Genomic DNA, 16,417 nt, shown 5'->3' on the forward strand with positions numbered 1-16,417 from the left:
CCACGCTCGGCTCGGCCCCGACGGGCTGCTGCGCCGTAGCGTCGACCTGGCCAAGGACCAGTCGTACGTGCTCGCGGTGCTGACCCGCGCCCAGCTCGACCGGTCGGTCTTCCCGCTCGGCGACTCGACCAAGGCCCAGGTCCGCGAGGAGGCGGCCCGGCGCGGGCTCGCCGTGGCCGACAAGCCCGACTCGCACGACATCTGCTTCATCGCCGACGGTGACACCCGGGGCTTCCTCGCCGGCCGGCTGGGCGAGGCACCGGGCGAGGTGGTCGACGCCCTCACCGGCGCGGTGGTCGGCAGCCACACCGGCGCGTACGCGTACACGGTGGGGCAGCGTCGTGGCCTGCACCTGGACCGGCCCGCCCCCGACGGCCGCCCGCGCTACGTGCTGTCCATCACCCCGAAGACCAACACCGTCACGGTGGGGCCGGCCGAGGCGCTGGAGGTCCGCGCGGTGCGCGCCGAGCGTCCCGTGTGGACCGGCGGCGAGCGCCCGGCCGGGCCGATGGAGTGCGAGGTGCAGCTACGCGCCCACGGCGACGTGGTCCCGGCCACCGTCGAGCTGACCGGCGACACGCTGCGCGCCGAGCTGCGCCGCCCGGTGCGCGGCGTCGCCGCCGGCCAGGCCGTCGTCGCCTACCGGCCGGACCCGGCCGGCGACGTGGTGCTCGGCTCGGCCACGGTCGCCACGTGACACGGGGCCCGGCTCCGCGACCATAGCCGCGTGACGCCGGCCGGCGACCGGCTACCCTTCGCCCGTGACAGCTAGCGCGTGGCCCTGGTCCAGCGGTGCGGCGACCGGCATCGGCTCGCTGCCCGGCATCGACGTCGCCGAGGCGCAGCGGGTCGTCCTCGGGGAACTGCCCGCCCTGCCCCACCTGCCCGAGCTGCCGGCACGCGGCCCCGGCGCGGACCTCATCGGCCGCACCGGCGGGCTGCTTGTCGAACTGCCCGTCGAGCTGTACGCGGCCCGCTGGCGGGTCGCCCCCCGCCCGGGGCGGGACCTGCGCCGGGCCCGGGACCTGATGGAACGCGACCTCGACCAGCTCGCCGAGCAGGCCGAGGAGTACGCCGGCCTGGTCAAGGTGCAGGCCGCCGGCCCCTACACCCTGGCGGCCGGGCTCGACCTGCCGATCGGCGGCCGGATGCTGCGCGACCCGGGCGCGGTGCGCGACCTCGCCGGCTCCCTCGCCGAAGGGTTGCGCGTCCACGTCGCGGCGGTCGCCCGCCGGCTGCCCCGGGCCTCGCTGCTGCTTCAGCTCGACGAGCCGTCCCTGCCGGCAGTGCTGGCCGGGCGGGTGCCCACCGAGAGCGGCTTCGGCACGTACCGGCCGGTGGCGCAGCCCGACGCGGCGGCCCTGCTGCGCACGGTGATCGAGGCGGTCGGGGTGCCGGTCGTGGTGCACTGCTGCGCGCCGGACGTCCCGCTGGAGCTGATCCGCTCGGCCGGCGCGGTCGGGGTCGCGCTGGACCTCGGCCTGGTCAAGGACCTCGACCCGCTCGGCGAGGTGATCGACGCGGGGCTGGGCCTGCTGGCCGGCGCCGCACCGGCCACCCCGCCGCCGGGCGGTCGCGCGCCGACCTCCGCCGAGGTCGCCGACCGGGTACGCCAGCTCTGGGACCGCCTCGGCTTCCCCCGTCGACGGCTTCCCGAGCAGGTGGTGGTCACCCCCACCTGCGGCCTGGCCGGGGCCCCGCCGGAGCACGTCCGGGCGGTGCTCGCGGCGTGCCGGGACGCCGGCCGAAGGCTCGCCGAGGATTGAGGTTTCCCGTCGCACGTGGCGGGCAGGATGGCGGCATGATCGGACAATTGCGCACCACGGTCGTCGACTGCCCGGATCCCCGCGCGCTCGCGGCGTTCTACGCCGAGCTGACGGGCCTGTCGGTGGTGGAGGACGACTCCGACGGCAACGACTGGGTGGTGCTCGGCGGTGCCCCGGGCAACCACCCCCGGCTCGCCTTCCAGCGGGCACCCGACCTGCGCCCGCCGACCTGGCCCGACCCGGAGCGACCGCAGCAGCTTCACCTCGACATCACCGTCGCCGACATCGAGGCGGCCGAGCGCGCGGTGCTGGCACTGGGCGCGCGCCGGCTCGACGGCGAGGGGGAGGGGTTCCGGGTCTACGCCGACCCGGCAGGCCACCCGTTCTGCCTCTGCTGGGACTGACCCGCCGGGCGTCGCCGGGGCCGTGGCCTGGCGGGGACCGCCGGGGCGCGGCATGATCACGAGGGTGATCGACTCCTCGCTCCGGCGGGCCTCCGGCTCGCTCCTCGGCCTGGCCTACGGTGACGCGCTGGGCGGCCCGACCGAGTTTCTGACCGTCGCCGAAATCCACCGCCGGTACGGCTCGTCCGGCCCCCGGGAGCTGGTCGGCGACCCGGCGTTGGTCACCGACGACACTCAGCTGGCGCTCGCGGTGGGCTGGGCGTTGCACGACGCCCCGGCGTTCACCCCGGACGCGGTCGAGCCGTTGCTACGCGAGCGCTTCCTGGCCTGGTCGGTCAGCCCGGAGAACAACCGCGCCCCCGGGATGACCTGTCTGCGGGCCTGCGCCGAGCTGTCCCGGGGCGTGCGCTGGCAGGAGGCCACCGTGGCCGGCTCGAAGGGCTGCGGGGCCAACATGCGGGTCACCCCGGTCGGGCTGCTCGCCGTCGATCTGGACACCCTGGCCGGTCTTGCCCAGCTCCAGGCCGGCCTGACCCACGGCCATCCCACCGGGCTGGCCGCGAGCGAGCTCACCGCGTACGCCGTCCGGCTGCTGCGCGACGGCACGGCGCTGGCCGAGCTGCCGGCGCTGCTCACCGACCGGGCCCGCGAGCAGCGCCGGGTCTACCGGTCGGACTGGCTGGGCGACCTGTGGCAGCGCCCCGGCGTCGACTCGCCGGAGGAGTTCATCGCCCGTGGCTGGGACGAGTGCCTGGGTGCCCTGGGCCGGCTGACCACGACCCTGATCCGCGCGGACGACGGCGGGGACCCGTGCCGGCATACCGGCGAGGGGTGGGTGGCCGAGGAGGCCCTGGCGACCGCGCTGCTCTGTGCGCTGTGGCACGCCGACGACCCGGTCGCCGCGCTGGCGCGCGGCGCGACCACCGCCGGCGACTCCGACTCCATCGCGGCCCTGGCCGGCGCGTTCGTCGGCGCGGCGCACGGCCTGCCGGCCTGGCCGGCGGACTGGGCCACCCGCATCGAGTACGCCGACCAGCTCGTCGCCCTCGCCGCCCCTCACGACTGACCTCACGACTGATCGCCCCTCACGACTGACTGCCCGCACGGCTGACCGCTTGCACGACTGACCGCGCCCCGGCCGCTGTCGCCTGTTTTCGTGCGCTGCGGGGCACGGGGGGCAGGTGACTGGTACGGGCCCTTTGGAGCTGCCCCGTCCGTGCTACCGCCGGCGGGATGGCCGGGGGGCGGCACCTGCGGCGCGGGGTGCCTGCGGCGAGGTGGTGTTCGCGGTGCGGTTGGTGGCGGGTGTGCTGGGGTGCGGTGGTGCCTGCGGTGCGGGCCGGTTCGGGACCGCGACGCGGACCGGCTCATCCGGCTTCCCCGGCTTCCCCGGCTTCCCCGGCCTGGCTCACCCGGCTCGGTACACCGTGCCGGCTCCGGGCGCACGAACGGGGCAGCTCCATAGGCGCCGACCGCGGTGGCAGTCTCGGGGAGCAGCCGGGGAGGTGGTGGGGAAGGCCGGAGGAGACGGGGCAGGCGGGGAAAGGCCAGGCAGGCCGCGGATTGTCCCACCGTCCCGATACGGTGCGGGGGTAGCGTGAACAGGGGAGGTCGACGCGGTGTCCGAAGCCGGCAGCATGTCCGAGGAAGCCGTTCCACAGCAGGTGAGCCCGGCGCAGGAGGCGGCGGCGGGCCCCGAGCCGACTCCCGAGGCGCGGGAGCGGCACGCCACCCTCAGCCAGGAGCTGACCGAACACCAGTACCGCTACTACGTGCTGGACGCCCCCACCGTCTCCGACGCCGAGTTCGACCGGCAGTTGCGCGAGCTGGAGGCGCTGGAGGCCGAGTTTCCCGCCCTGCGTACCCCGGACTCGCCGACCCAGCGGATCGGCGGCACCTTCTCCACCGACTTCACCCCGGTCACCCACGCCGAGCGGATGCTCTCCCTCGACAACGCGTTCGCCGACGAGGAGCTGGCGGCCTGGGCCGAGCGGGTGGAGCGGGACGCGGGCGGCCCGGTGCCCTACCTGTGCGAACTCAAGGTCGACGGGCTGGCGATCAACCTCACCTACGAGAAGGGCCGGCTGGTGCGGGCCGCCACCCGTGGCGACGGGCGTACCGGCGAGGACGTCACGGCCAACGTCCGCAGCATCCGGGACGTGCCGGCCCGGCTGACCCCGTCCGACGAGTTCCCCGACGTGCCCGAGTTCGTCGAGGTGCGCGGCGAGATCTACTTCCCGATCGCCGGGTTCGCCGACCTCAACGCGAGCCTGGTCGAGCAGGGCAAGGCGCCCTTCGCCAATCCACGCAACGCCGCCGCGGGCAGCCTGCGGCAGAAGGACCCCCGGATCACCGCCTCCCGGCCGCTGCGACTGGTGGTGCACGGCATCGGCGCCCGGCGCGGCTACACCCCGACCGCCCAGTCCGAGTCGTACGCGGCGCTGCGGGCATGGGGGCTGCCGACCAGCGACCGTTGGCGGGTCGTGCCCGACCTGGCCGGCGTCGCGGAGTTCATCGCGTACTACGCCGAGCACCGGCACGACGTCGAGCACGAGATCGATGGCGTGGTGGTCAAGGTGGACCCGGTCTCCATCCAGGGCCGGCTCGGCTCGACCAGCCGGGCCCCGCGCTGGGCGATCGCCTTCAAGTACCCGCCGGAGGAGGTCAACACCAAGCTGCTCGACATCGACGTGAACGTCGGGCGCACCGGCCGGGTCACCCCGTTCGCCATCCTGGAGCCGGTCCTGGTCGCCGGGTCCACGGTGGCCCTGGCCACCCTGCACAACGCGCACGAGGTGGAGCGCAAGGGGGTGCTGATCGGCGACACGGTGGTGATCCGCAAGGCCGGCGACGTGATCCCCGAAGTGCTCGGCCCGGTGGTCGACCTGCGCCCCGCCGACGCCCGCCCGTTCGTCATGCCGACGACCTGCCCGGCCTGCGGCACCCCGCTGCGGCCGGAAAAGGAGGCGGACGTCGACATCCGCTGCCCGAACAGCCGCAGCTGCCCGGCCCAGCTCCGCGAGCGAGTCTTCCACCTGGCCGGCCGGGGCGCGTTCGACATCGAGGTGCTCGGCTACAAGGGCGCGGCGGCGTTGCTCGACGCGCAGGTCATCACCGACGAGGGCGACCTGTTCAGCCTCGACGCCGAGCGGCTGGCCCAATCACCGTTCTTCGTGAACAAGGACGGCAGCCTCGGCAGCAACGCAGCCAAGCTCCTCGACAACCTCGCCGTGGCCCGGGAGCGCGACCTGTGGCGGGTGCTGGTCGGGCTCTCCATCCGGCATGTCGGCCCGACCGCCGCCCAGGCCCTCGCCCGCCACTTCCGGTCGATGGCGGCGATCCAGGAGGCCAGCGAGGAGGAGCTCTCCTCGGTCGACGGCGTCGGCCCGACGATCGCGGCCAGCATCGTCGACTGGTTCACCGTGGACTGGCACCGCGAGGTGGTCCGCAAGTGGGCCGAGGCGGGCGTACGGATGGCCGAGGAGGCTGGTGACGAGGGGCCGCGCCCGCTGGAGGGGCTCACGGTCGTGGTGACCGGCACCCTGAGCGGGTTCTCCCGCGACCAGGCCGCCGAGGCGATCCAGACCCGGGGCGGCAAGGTCACCGGTTCGGTCTCCAAGAAGACAGGCTTCGTGGTGGTGGGCGACAACCCGGGCTCCAAGGCCGACAAGGCGGCCACCCTGAAGGTGCCGGTGCTGGACGAGGAGGGCTTCCGGGTCCTGCTCGACCAGGGCCCGGACGCGGCCCGGGAGGTGGCCCGCGTCGGCGAGTGACCAGGCGGGCGCGTGAATCTTGACCGTTCCTGGTCATGTATACCAGGTTGATTACGACTACGACCGATTCGTGGCTGTCATCTCGGAAAAGCGGCACCCAGGGCGTTTCATGGTGGCACGACGGGTGCAGGGCCCGTCGTTGCCGCTGTCCGGGAGGTGCGATGGAGGCCGCCGATCCGCGAAACTCCGTCCCGCCAGGACAGACGACGCCCTTCTTCGGCTTCGTCGCCGCCGTCGCCGCGCTGGCCGTGCTGCTCTCCGCCGGGCCGCTGGCCGCCTTGACGGGCCGGCTCGCCGAGCTACCGGCGGCGTTCTGGACGATGGCGGCGCTTGCGGTGGTCTGCGACGCGCGGCCGTTCGTGCCGCCGGGGCGGCGGCAGCCGTCGGCGGTCTTCCCGTCCACCTGCTTCACCTTCGCCATCCTGCTCGGCTGGGGGCTGGGCCCGGCCGTGGCGGTGCAGACGGTGGCGGTGGTCGTCTCCGGCTGGCGGATGGGGCACGCCGCCTGGCGGTCCGGCTTCAACACCGCCCAGTACGCCTGCGCCCTCGCCGCCGCCTCGGCGGTCACCGGGCTGGGGCCGGGTGGCCTCTTCGCCGGCGGTCGGCTGCGCGCGGGCGACGTGCTGGCGGTGGGCGGGGCGACCGCGGCCTGGTTCGCGGTCAACTACGGCCTGGTCAGCACCGCCATCCGGCTGCGCTTCGGGGGCCGCTGGTGGCCCAACGTGCGGTCCGGCCTGGGGTACGAGCTGCTCTCCACCGGGTCGCTGCTGCTGCTCGCCCCGGTGCTGGCGTCCGCCGCCCGGGCCAGCGCCGCGCTGATCCCGCTGGTGCTGGTGCCGCTGTTCGCGGTGTACCGGATGGCCCGGCTCGCCGCCGAACAGGAACAGCTCGGCGCGCTCGACCCGCTCACCGGCCTGCCCAACCGCAAGGCGCTGCTGGCGGAGGTCGCCGAGCAGGTCCACCTGCACGCCGAGCGTTCGGCGCGCAACGAGCCGGACGCCCACCTCGCGCTGCTCCTGATCGACCTGGACCGGTTCAAAAACGTCAACGACGCGCTCGGCCACGCCGTCGGCGACCGGCTGCTGATCGAGGTCAGCGCCCGGCTGGCCGCCGCAGTGGGGGAGCGGGACCTGCTCGCCCGCCTCGGCGGGGACGAGTTCGCCATCGTCAGCACCGGGCTCGCCGACGTGGACGCCGCCCGCGCGACGGCCGACCGGGTGACCGCCGCGCTCGCCGAGCCGGTGTCCCTGGACGGGCTGCCGCTGGACGTCGGCGGTTCCATCGGCATCGCGATGTATCCCGAGCACGGTGAGGACTTCGCCACCCTGATGCGCCACGCCGACGTGGCGATGTACGACGCCAAGCACCGCAACGACACCGTCGCCGTGTACGCCGCCGAATCCGACCACAACTCCGCCGAGCGGCTGGGTCTCCTGGCCGACCTGCGGCGCGTACTGGAGGCGGGCCCGGCCGGGTCGGCGGAGCGGGACGGGCCGGTCGGGGCGCGTGGCGGGGACGGGGCCGCGCTGCCGGCGGCCCTCGCCCCGGCGGCCGGTGGCCCGGCCGGCGCGGGACGGCCGTCGCCCAGCGGGCCGGGGCGGTGGCGGTCGCGCCGGCACCGGCAGCGCGCGGAACCGGGCCACCCCGACGACCTGATCAACCGGATCGTCACCGCCGCCGACCCGATCCGCCGGCGGGCCGCCGATGCCGACGCCGAGCCGGACGGGACGGGTGTCGGGAGAGCCGGAGGCCGAGCCGGCGCACGGCGACGCGGGTGGGGCCGGCCGGATCACCATGTACTACCAGCCTCAGATCGCCATCGCCACCGGTGAGGTGGTGGGCGTGGAGGCGCTGTTGCGCTGGCGGCACCCGCGCCGGGGCATGGTCGACCCGGAGGAGCTGATCCGGGTCGCCGAGCAGAGCGCCGTGATGCGGCTGCTCACCCGCCGGGTCGTCGACGACGTGGTGGAGCAGTTGGCGCAGTGGTCGGCGGCGGGAATCACCCTGCGGGCCGCGCTCAACGTCAGCGTCCGGGACCTGCACACCGGCGAGATCGTCGACCAGATCGCCGACCGGCTGGCCCGGTACGGCGTCCGGCCGCAGCGGCTGCAACTGGAGATCACCGAGGGCGCACTGATGGCCGATCCGCGCCGGGTGCTGGCCACCATCTCGCGGCTGCACGCCATCGGCGTGGCCATCGCCCTGGACGACTTCGGCACCGGCTACTCCTCCATGCAGCACCTGCGCCGGCTGCCGCTGTCCGAGGTGAAGGTGGACCGGTCGTTCGTGCTCGGGATGGCCGACGACGCCGACGACGCCGCGATCGTCCGGTCGATGATCGATCTGGCCGGGGCGCTCGGCCTGCGGGTCGTCGCCGAGGGCGTGGAGGACGAGCGGACGTGGCGGCTGCTGCACGCCGCCGGCTGCGACGTGGCGCAGGGCTGGTTCTACGCCCGGCCCATGCCCGCCGGGGAACTGACCGCCTGGCTCGCCCGCTACCGGCCACTGCGGCCGGCCGCCCGCGAGGCGGAGAGCCGCCCCCCGCAGGCCCGCTGACTCCGCCGCCGGGCCGGCCGCAGGGGGAGTCGGGGACGCCCGGCCCGCGCCGGGCAATAGACTCGCTGCGGTCACCGCGCGTCATCGTCGTTGCCGGCGCGTGGGCCACCGCCGGATGCAGCAGGACAGCCAGAAGGGGGCACTGATGGCCGCCATCTCCCGCGAGGAGGTCGCGCACCTGGCGCGACTGTCGCGGCTCGCCGTCACGGAGGAGGAGCTGGACACCTTCGCCGGCCAGCTCGACACGATCCTCCAGGCGGTCGCCCAGGTTGGCGAGGTCGCCGCGGCGGACATCCCGCCGACCTCCCACTCCGTGCCGTTGACCAACGTGCTGCGCGAGGACGTGGTGGTGCCGGGCCTGACCCCGGCCGAGGCCCTGTCGGGCGCGCCCGACGCAGAGGAGCAGCGGTTCCGCGTCCCGCGGATCCTGGACGAGGATGTGGCGTCGTGACTGACCTGACCAAGCTGACCGCCGTCGAGATCGCCGGCCTCGTCGCCGGCGGGGAGACCTCGGCCGTCGAGGTGACCCGGGCCCACCTGGACCGGATCGCCGCCGTCGAGGACCGGGTGAACGCCTTCCTGCACGTCGACGCCGAGGGCGCGCTCGCCGCCGCCCGCGCCGTCGACGAGCGGCGGGCCGCCGGCGAGGAGCTCGGCCCCCTCGCGGGCGTGCCGGTCGCCGTCAAGGACGTGCTCACCACGAAGGGCGTGCCGACCACCGTCGGGTCGAAGATCCTCGAGGGCTGGCGCCCGCCGTACGACGCGACGATCGTCGAGCGGCTCCGCGCCGCCGGCACGGTGATGCTCGGCAAGACCAACATGGACGAGTTCGCGATGGGCTCCTCCACGGAGTACTCGGCGTATGGGCCGACCCGCAACCCGTGGGACACCGACCGCATCCCCGGCGGCTCCGGTGGCGGCAGCGCCGCCGCCCTCGCCGCGTACGAGGCGCCGCTGGCCATCGGCTCGGACACCGGCGGCTCGATTCGCCAGCCGGGCGCGGTCACCGGCACCGTCGGCGCGAAGCCCACCTACGGCGGCACCTCCCGGTACGGCCTGGTGGCCTTCTCCTCCTCCCTGGACACCCCCGGCCCGTGCGCCCGTACGGTCCTCGACGCGGCGCTGCTGCACGCGGCCATCGGCGGGCACGACCCCCGCGACTCCACCTCCATCCCGCAGCCGGTGCCCGACGTGGTCGCCGCCGCGCGGCGTGGCGCGACCGGCGACCTGACCGGCGTGAAGCTGGGCGTGGTCACCGAGTTCTCCGGCGAGGGCGCGGAGCCGGGCGTGGCGGCGGCGTTCCGCGACTCCGTCGACGCGCTGGCCAAGCTCGGCGCGGAGATCGTCGAGGTGTCCTGCCCCCACTTCAGCTACGCCCTGCCGGCGTACTACCTGATCGCCCCGAGCGAGTGCTCCTCGAACCTGGCCCGCTTCGACGGCGTCCGGTTCGGGCTGCGCGAGGGCGACGACGGCAACCGGTCCCTGGAGGAGGTCATGTCGCTGACCCGGGACGCCGGCTTCGGCCCCGAGGTCAAGCGCCGGATCATGCTCGGCACGTACGCCCTCTCCTCGGGCTACTACGACGCCTACTACGGGCAGGCGCAGAAGGTCCGCACCCTGATCACCCGGGACTTCACCGCCGCGTTCGAGCGGGTCGACGCGCTGATCTCGCCGACCACCCCGTTCGTGGCGTTCCCGATCGGCGCGCGCACCTCCGACCCGTACCAGATGTACCTGGCCGACCTCTACACCATCCCCACCAACCTGTACGGCGGGCCGGGCATCTCCGTGCCGTGTGGGCTCTCCGAGGGGTTGCCCGTCGGCCTCCAGATCATGGCCCCGACGATGGCCGACGACCGGATGTACCGGGTCGCCGCCGCGTTGGAGTCCGCGGTCGGCACGTTCACCCCACCGGCACTGTGAGGCAGGAGCACCGATGACCACGACTACCTTGCCCGCGTACGACGACGTCGTCGCGCGCTATGAGCCGGTGATCGGCCTGGAGACCCACGTCGAGCTGGGCACGAACACCAAGATGTTCTGCGGCTGCCCGACGGACTTCGGTGGCGAGCCGAACACCCGGGTCTGCCCGGTCTGCCTGGGCCTGCCCGGCTCGCTGCCAGTGGCCAACAAGGCGGCCATCGAGGCGACGATCCGCATCGGCCTGGCGCTGAACTGCTCGATCGCCTCGTGGTGCCGGTTCGCCCGGAAGAACTACTTCTACCCGGACATGCCGAAGAACTTCCAGATCAGCCAGTACGACGAGCCGCTCTGCGTCGACGGGTACCTCGACGTCGAGGTGGGCGGCGAGCTGGTCCGCATCGGCATCGAGCGGGTGCACCTGGAGGAGGACACCGGCAAGACCCTGCACGTCGGCGGGGCCACGGGCCGCATCCACGGCGCGACCGAGTCGCTGGTCGACTACAACCGGGCCGGGATTCCGCTGGTGGAGATCGTCACCAAGCCGGTCCCCGGCACCGGGGCGCTGGCCCCCGAGGTGGCCCGGGCGTACGTCACCGAGCTGCGCGACGTGATCCGCTCGCTGGGCGTCTCCGACGTGCGGATGGAGGAGGGGTCGCTGCGCTGCGACGTCAACACCTCCCTCAACAGGCCTGGTCAGCAGTGGGGCACCCGCACCGAGACGAAGAACGTCAACTCGTTGCGCTCGGTGGAGCGGGCGGTCCGTTCGGAGATGCTGCGCCAGGCGTCGGTGCTCGACGCGGGCGGCCGGATCACCCAGGAGACCCGGCACTTCCACGAGGACACGGGCGACACCACCCCGGGCCGGTCGAAGGAGACCGCGACCGACTACCGGTACTTCCCCGAGCCGGACCTGGTGCCGCTCGCCCCGGACGCCGCCTGGGTCGCCGAGCTGAAGGCCGCCCTGCCGGAGCTGCCCCGGCTGTACCGCCGCCGGCTCCAGCTCCAGTGGGGCCTGTCCGACGCCGACATGCAGTCGGTCCTCAACGCCGGCGCGGTCGAGCTGATCGAGGCCACCGTGGCCGCCGGGGCCACTCCCGCCGCCGCCCGCAAGTGGTGGCTCGGCGAGCTTTCCCGCCGGGCCAACGAGACCGGCGTGGAGCTGGCCGACGTCGGGGCCACCCCGCACCAGGTCGCCGAGTTGCAGGGCCTCGTCGACGCCGGGAAGCTCAACGACAAGCTGGCCCGTACCGTGCTGGAGGGCGTGGTGGCCGGCGAGGGCTCGCCGACGGAGATCATGACCAACAAGGGTCTGGAGGTCGTCTCCGACACCGGGGCGCTCACCGCCGCCGTGGACGAGGCGATCGCCGCCAACCCGGACATCGCCGAGAAGATTCGCAGCGGCAAGGTCGCGGCGGCGGGCGCGCTGGTCGGCGCCGTCATGAAGACCACCCGTGGCCAGGCAGACGCGAAGACCGTCCGCGAGCTGATCCTGTCCCGCCTCGCCTGAGGTGTAAGGAGCGCTGCACCCCCTCGAAGGGCGTCAACGGCGACGCCCGGGTGGAGTCACCGTGCACCAGCACGACCGCGACGTCCTCGACGAGATCCAGCGCCGGGTGCTCCGGCTCGCCCCGGCCCGCCCTCAGCGGGTCGGGGTCGGGGTGACCGGCACCTGGTCGCCGGCCTTGGGGTCCTTCACCACGTGCCGTTCCAGGTTGACCTGCGCCTGGCCGGTCCCGCCGACGGTGATGTCGTCGTACGCCTGGAGCAGCTTGTCCTTGTCGAAGTAGAGCACCGTCATCGACAGCGGGGTGGGCTTCTCGCCCTCCAGGCCGCGCAGCCCAGCGCCGCCGGTGGACCCCTCCACCATCAGCTGCGTCGGCATCTGCCCCGGCAGCTGCGGCAGCTTGGAAACCTGCCGGGCGTGGGTGTGCCCGGCGAGCACCAGCGGGCAGGTGCCCGACAGCGGCCCCGCGGACGCCGGGTCGTGCACCAGCGCGATGTTCACCGGCTTCGGCGAGTTGCGGACGGTGGTGGCGAGCTTCTCACCGACGCCGATCACCTGGTTGGCCACCTCACTGGTGAGGCCGCTGCCGGCCGGCGAGGTCTCCTTGTCGGGGGTGAACCGGGGGTCGCCGATGCCGGCGATGGTCAGCCCGGCGACGGTGGTGGTGGAGTTGTTCAGCACGATCGCGTTGGGCTGCTGGGCCACCGCCGCAGCCGTCTTGCCCGAGTCGTGGTTGCCCCGGATGTAGACGTACGGCTTTTTGAGCAGCCCGATCGAGCCGACGAACGACGCCTCCGGCTCGCTGCCCCAGTCGGTGATGTCGCCGGTGTCGATCACCACGTCGATGCCGAACTGCTCCACGACGGTGCGGATGAGCTGCCAGCCGGTCGGGTTGAGATGCATGTCGGAGACGTGCAGCACCCGGGTGGTGCCGGGTGCCGGCTCGTACACCGGCAGCGTGGAGACGGTGGTGTAGAGCTGGCTGACGTTGCCGACGAGACGCTGGAGCTGCTCGGCGTACTTGGTGTAGTCGTTGGCGATCCGTCGTGCGTCGCCGACGATGGCCGGGGCGTTGACCAGCAGCCCCTCGTACCGGGGCTCCTCGATCGCCTGCGGGCGGACGGTGGACGCGGCCAGGCCGAGGCTGCCGGCGGTGACCAACAGCGACAGCCCGCCGGCCCAGGCGGTGCGCCGGGTGTCCCGGAACACCAGCCCGGCGAGGACGAGGGTGATCAGCACCGCCGCGCCGACGGTGCGCAGCCCGAGGCGCAGCACTCCCTTGCGGACGTCGGTGACGGCGGACTGGCTGGCCCGGCTGATGCTCGCCGGGTCGTCGATCAGGGCCTCGGTGCGGCGCTGGTCGAGCGCCCCCAGGCTCACGGTCAGGTGGGTCGGCCCGTCGTGGCTGTCGAGCTGCAACGCGCCGAGCGGCGGGATGTCGACCGTGGTGCCGCCCTCCAGTGCGGGGGTGATGCTCAGCTCGGCGCGGAACGGGCCGAGGTCGGTGTGCACCCGCCCACCGGCGAGGGTGCCGATCACCGCGCCGGCCAGGGAGATCACCAGGACCGCGAGGACCACTCCCACCCTGCGGACCCGACCGCGCCCGGTCACCCGGCCACCGCGCCGGGGCTCGGCGTCGCCGGCCCTGCGCTGCTCGTCTTCTTCTTCCTGCCCGTCCATGCTGAGATTCTGACCTGCCCAGTGAAGGCTCTTGGCAAACCCGGGATACCGGCCCGCGCCGGCGGCGCTCAGCCCCGGCCCGCGCCGCCGTCGGCGAAGACCAGACGCAGGATCCGGTCGTCCTCGGGGGCCGGCTGGCCCCGCCCGTCGTGGTTGGAGGTGGTGACCCAGACCGACCCGTCGGGGGCGGCGATCGCGCCGCGCAGCCGGCCGTACTGGCGGGTGAGCAACTCCCGGGGTTGGCCGAGCACGGTGCCGGTGTCGGTCAGCTCGACCAGCCACAGTCGCTGCCCGCGCAGGCAGGCGGTGACCAGCATCCGCTCCGCCGCGGCGAGGCCCGAGCAGGAGGCGTCGGAGGTCGGCCACTGCACCAGCGGGTCGGCGTACCGCGTGTCGTCGGCGCTGCCCTCGACCTGGGGCCAGCCGTAGTTGCCACCCTTGGTGATCAGGTTGATCTCGTCCCAGGTGTTCTGGCCGAACTCGACGGCGTACATCCGTTTGCCGGCGTCCCAGGCCAGGCCCTGCACGTTGCGGTGGCCCAGGGACCAGACCGGGGAGCCGGCGATCGGGTTGCCGGGAGCCGGCTTGCCAGCGGTGGTGATCCGCAGGATCTTGCCGCCGAGGTTCTTCTGGTCCTGCGCGGCCTCCCGGTTGCCGGCGTCGCCGGTGCTCGCGTACAGGAAGCCGTCCGGGCCGAAGGCGAGCCCGCCGCCGTTGTGGATGGCGGCCTTGGGGATGCCGGTCAGGATCGGGGTGGGCTCGCCGTCCAGGTCCAGCCGGACGACCCGGTTGTCCTTCTCCGCCGTGTGGTAGACGAAAATCGTCTGGTCGGTCGCGTAGTTCGGGGAGACGGCGATCCCCATGAGCCCGCCCTCGCCGCCGGCCACCACGCCGGGCACGGTCCGCACCGCGGTGACGTTCAGCCCGTCCCGCCCGGACTCGGGGCCGACCTGGAGGATCCGGCCGCTGTCACGCTCGGTCACCAGCGCGCCGCCGTCGGGCAGGAACGCCATGCCCCACGGCACCCGCAGCCCCTTGGCCAGCACGGTGGTGACGACCTGCTGGCCGGCCCCGTCGGGCGTGGAGACGGACGGGGTGGGCAGGTTGGGCGGCTCGCCGGCCGGGTCCGGCTCCGGCTGGCCGAAGCTGCACCCCGCGGCGGCCAGCAGCAGCGCCACACAGGAGGCCGCGACGAGCGCCCGCGGCGGGCTCTTGCGGATGTACGGGGCATGGGCGTTCATCCGGGCCAGCCTAGCCGCCCCCGGCCACGCCGTGTGGGGCTCCCGGGCGACACCCGCCCCACTCCGCAGACACGGGGCGGTCGGGGGATGCACCGGCTATCGTCGGCGTCCGTGAAGGTATGGATCCCACATCCCGCCGGCCGCGCTCTCCTCGGCGACGTACCGCGCGGGGTCACCGTCGAGGTGGCCGAGGACCCGTCCCGGCTCCTCTCCGAGGCGGCCGACGTCCGGTTCTGGGTGCCGCCGTTCCTCTCCGGTGGGAACGCCGCCGCCTTGCTCGCCGAGCTGCCCGACCTGCGGGTGGTGCAGCTCCTCTCGGCCGGCGCGGACGCCTGGGCGGGCCGGGTGCCGCCCGGGGTGACGCTCTGCGACGCGCGCGGCGTCCACGACATCGGCACGGCCGAGTGGGTGGTCGCCGCGATCCTGTCGCAGGTACGCGGCTTCGGTGCCCTCGCCCTCGCCCAGTCCCGCCGCGAGTGGGCCTACGACCGGGTCTGCCCGACCGACGAACTGGCCGGCAAGCGGGTGCTGATCGTCGGCGCGGGCTCGATCGGCGCGGCGGTGCGGGCCCGGCTGGCGCCGTTCGAGGTGACCTTCACACTGGTCGCGCGGACGGCCCGGCCCGCCGAGGGCGTGCACGGGGTCGACGAGCTGCCCACCCTGCTGCCCGAGGCCGACGTGGTGGTGCTGCTGGTGCCGCTGACCGACGCGACGCGCGGCCTGGTCGACGAGAAGTTCCTCGCCGCGATGCCCGACGGCGCGCTGCTGGTCAACGCCGCCCGTGGCCCGGTGGCCCGGACCGACGCGCTCCTCGCCGAGCTGCTCACCGGCCGGCTGCGGGCCGCGCTGGACGTCACCGACCCCGAGCCGCTGCCCGCCGACCACCCGCTGTGGGGGCTGCCCAACGTCCTGCTCACCCCGCACGTCGCCGGCACGGTGCGCGGGCTGCTGCCCCGGGCGTACCGGCTGGTGGGGGAGCAGGTCCGGCGCTTCGCGGCGGGGGAGCCGCTGGTGAACACGGTGACGGACGGCTACTGACCCGTCCGTCGGGCGCGGCCCGTCGGGTGGTGCCGGCGGGTCAGGTGGCCCGGCCGGGCAGGGTGTGGCCGGTGACCGCGACGAGCCGGGGCAGCTCGGTGCCGCGCACCCCGGGCAGCGCGAGCAGCTCGCCGTCGTCGAGCCGGGCGACCGCCCGGCCCCGGGCGTCTTCGCGCAGCTCGACGACCCGTTCCCAGGCCACGCGGCGCTGCCCGGCCAGCGCGCGCAGGCGCAGCTCCCGGGCGTCCGCCTCGGTGCCGGCCCGCCAGGCCCAGATTCCGACCGCGAAGGGGACGAGCAGCACGGGCAGGAAGTACCACCTGACGCTGGCCAGGGGTAGGGCCCCGATGAAGGCGATCACCGCCGCGACCAGGATCGCCTGGTTGTGGCGGAAGCGGACTGTCTCGGCGCGACTCACCTCCCGATGATCCCACCCGAGCGAGACGGCTCACCGGGTGGGCGGCGAACCGGGTGACCGCCGCCGCAGTGACCCGAATCACGCGCGCCCGGCCCACGGCGCCCGCGTCCGGCG

General features: G+C 74.3%; 12 protein-coding genes and 1 pseudogene. 10 read left to right on the forward strand and 3 right to left on the reverse strand.

The window, feature by feature from the left end:
• The 9 genes and pseudogenes from MCAG_RS21550 to gatB form a co-directional block, all read left to right on the forward strand.
• The coding region (locus MCAG_RS21550) for a tRNA(5-methylaminomethyl-2-thiouridine)-methyltransferase (protein WP_036374605.1) at positions 1-697 on the forward strand (697 nt) is incomplete at its 5' end.
• A gap of 64 nt (positions 698-761) precedes the next feature.
• Entirely contained in the window at positions 762-1,766 is a 1,005-nt protein-coding gene (locus MCAG_RS21555; RefSeq protein WP_007075097.1) for a methionine synthase vitamin-B12 independent, read from the forward strand.
• A 35-nt stretch (positions 1,767-1,801) separates the two neighbouring features.
• Positions 1,802-2,170 carry a VOC family protein gene (locus MCAG_RS21560; protein WP_007075098.1) on the forward strand — a complete coding sequence of 123 codons (369 nt, stop codon included), beginning with the start codon at positions 1,802-1,804 and terminating at the stop codon, positions 2,168-2,170.
• A gap of 52 nt (positions 2,171-2,222) precedes the next feature.
• Complete coding sequence (locus MCAG_RS21565; protein ID WP_036374608.1) at positions 2,223-3,236, forward strand: ADP-ribosylglycohydrolase family protein; 1,014 nt, start codon at positions 2,223-2,225, stop codon at positions 3,234-3,236.
• A 571-nt stretch (positions 3,237-3,807) separates the two neighbouring features.
• Positions 3,808-5,943, forward strand: coding sequence for an NAD-dependent DNA ligase LigA (ligA, locus tag MCAG_RS21570; RefSeq protein WP_036377756.1), 2,136 nt, complete (start codon positions 3,808-3,810; stop codon positions 5,941-5,943).
• Between the two features lie 161 nt (positions 5,944-6,104).
• Positions 6,105-8,499, forward strand: a pseudogene (locus MCAG_RS21575) (putative bifunctional diguanylate cyclase/phosphodiesterase).
• A 145-nt stretch (positions 8,500-8,644) separates the two neighbouring features.
• The gene (gene gatC, locus MCAG_RS21580) at positions 8,645-8,950 is read left to right on the forward strand and encodes an Asp-tRNA(Asn)/Glu-tRNA(Gln) amidotransferase subunit GatC (RefSeq protein ID WP_007075103.1); all 306 of its coding nucleotides are present in this window, start codon (positions 8,645-8,647) and stop codon (positions 8,948-8,950) included.
• Positions 8,947-10,422, forward strand: a complete 1,476-nt coding sequence (gene gatA, locus MCAG_RS21585) for an Asp-tRNA(Asn)/Glu-tRNA(Gln) amidotransferase subunit GatA (protein WP_007075104.1) — start codon at positions 8,947-8,949, stop codon at positions 10,420-10,422. Before gatC ends, gatA begins: the two co-directional genes overlap by 4 nt.
• Before the next feature lie 13 nt (positions 10,423-10,435).
• Entirely contained in the window at positions 10,436-11,929 is a 1,494-nt protein-coding gene (gene gatB, locus MCAG_RS21590) for an Asp-tRNA(Asn)/Glu-tRNA(Gln) amidotransferase subunit GatB (protein ID WP_007075105.1), read from the forward strand.
• A gap of 132 nt (positions 11,930-12,061) precedes the next feature.
• Here gatB and MCAG_RS21595 read toward each other — a convergent pair whose 3' ends face one another.
• A complete protein-coding gene (locus tag MCAG_RS21595; RefSeq protein WP_036374612.1) occupies positions 12,062-13,606 on the reverse strand; it encodes a metallophosphoesterase in 1,545 nt (514 codons plus the stop codon).
• A gap of 68 nt (positions 13,607-13,674) precedes the next feature.
• The gene (locus MCAG_RS21600) at positions 13,675-14,847 is read right to left on the reverse strand and encodes a sorbosone dehydrogenase family protein (protein WP_036374615.1); all 1,173 of its coding nucleotides are present in this window, start codon (positions 14,845-14,847) and stop codon (positions 13,675-13,677) included.
• Between the two features lie 111 nt (positions 14,848-14,958).
• Here MCAG_RS21600 and MCAG_RS21605 point away from each other — a divergent pair, with 111 nt between their 5' ends.
• Entirely contained in the window at positions 14,959-15,885 is a 927-nt protein-coding gene (locus MCAG_RS21605) for a 2-hydroxyacid dehydrogenase (RefSeq protein WP_007075108.1), read from the forward strand.
• A gap of 40 nt (positions 15,886-15,925) precedes the next feature.
• Here MCAG_RS21605 and MCAG_RS21610 read toward each other — a convergent pair whose 3' ends face one another.
• Positions 15,926-16,303, reverse strand: coding sequence for a PH domain-containing protein (locus tag MCAG_RS21610; RefSeq protein WP_007075109.1), 378 nt, complete (start codon positions 16,301-16,303; stop codon positions 15,926-15,928).
• Positions 16,304-16,417: the final 114 nt, after the last annotated feature.

Source organism: Micromonospora sp. ATCC 39149 (assembly GCF_000158815.1).
GTDB lineage: Bacteria > Actinomycetota > Actinomycetes > Mycobacteriales > Micromonosporaceae > Micromonospora.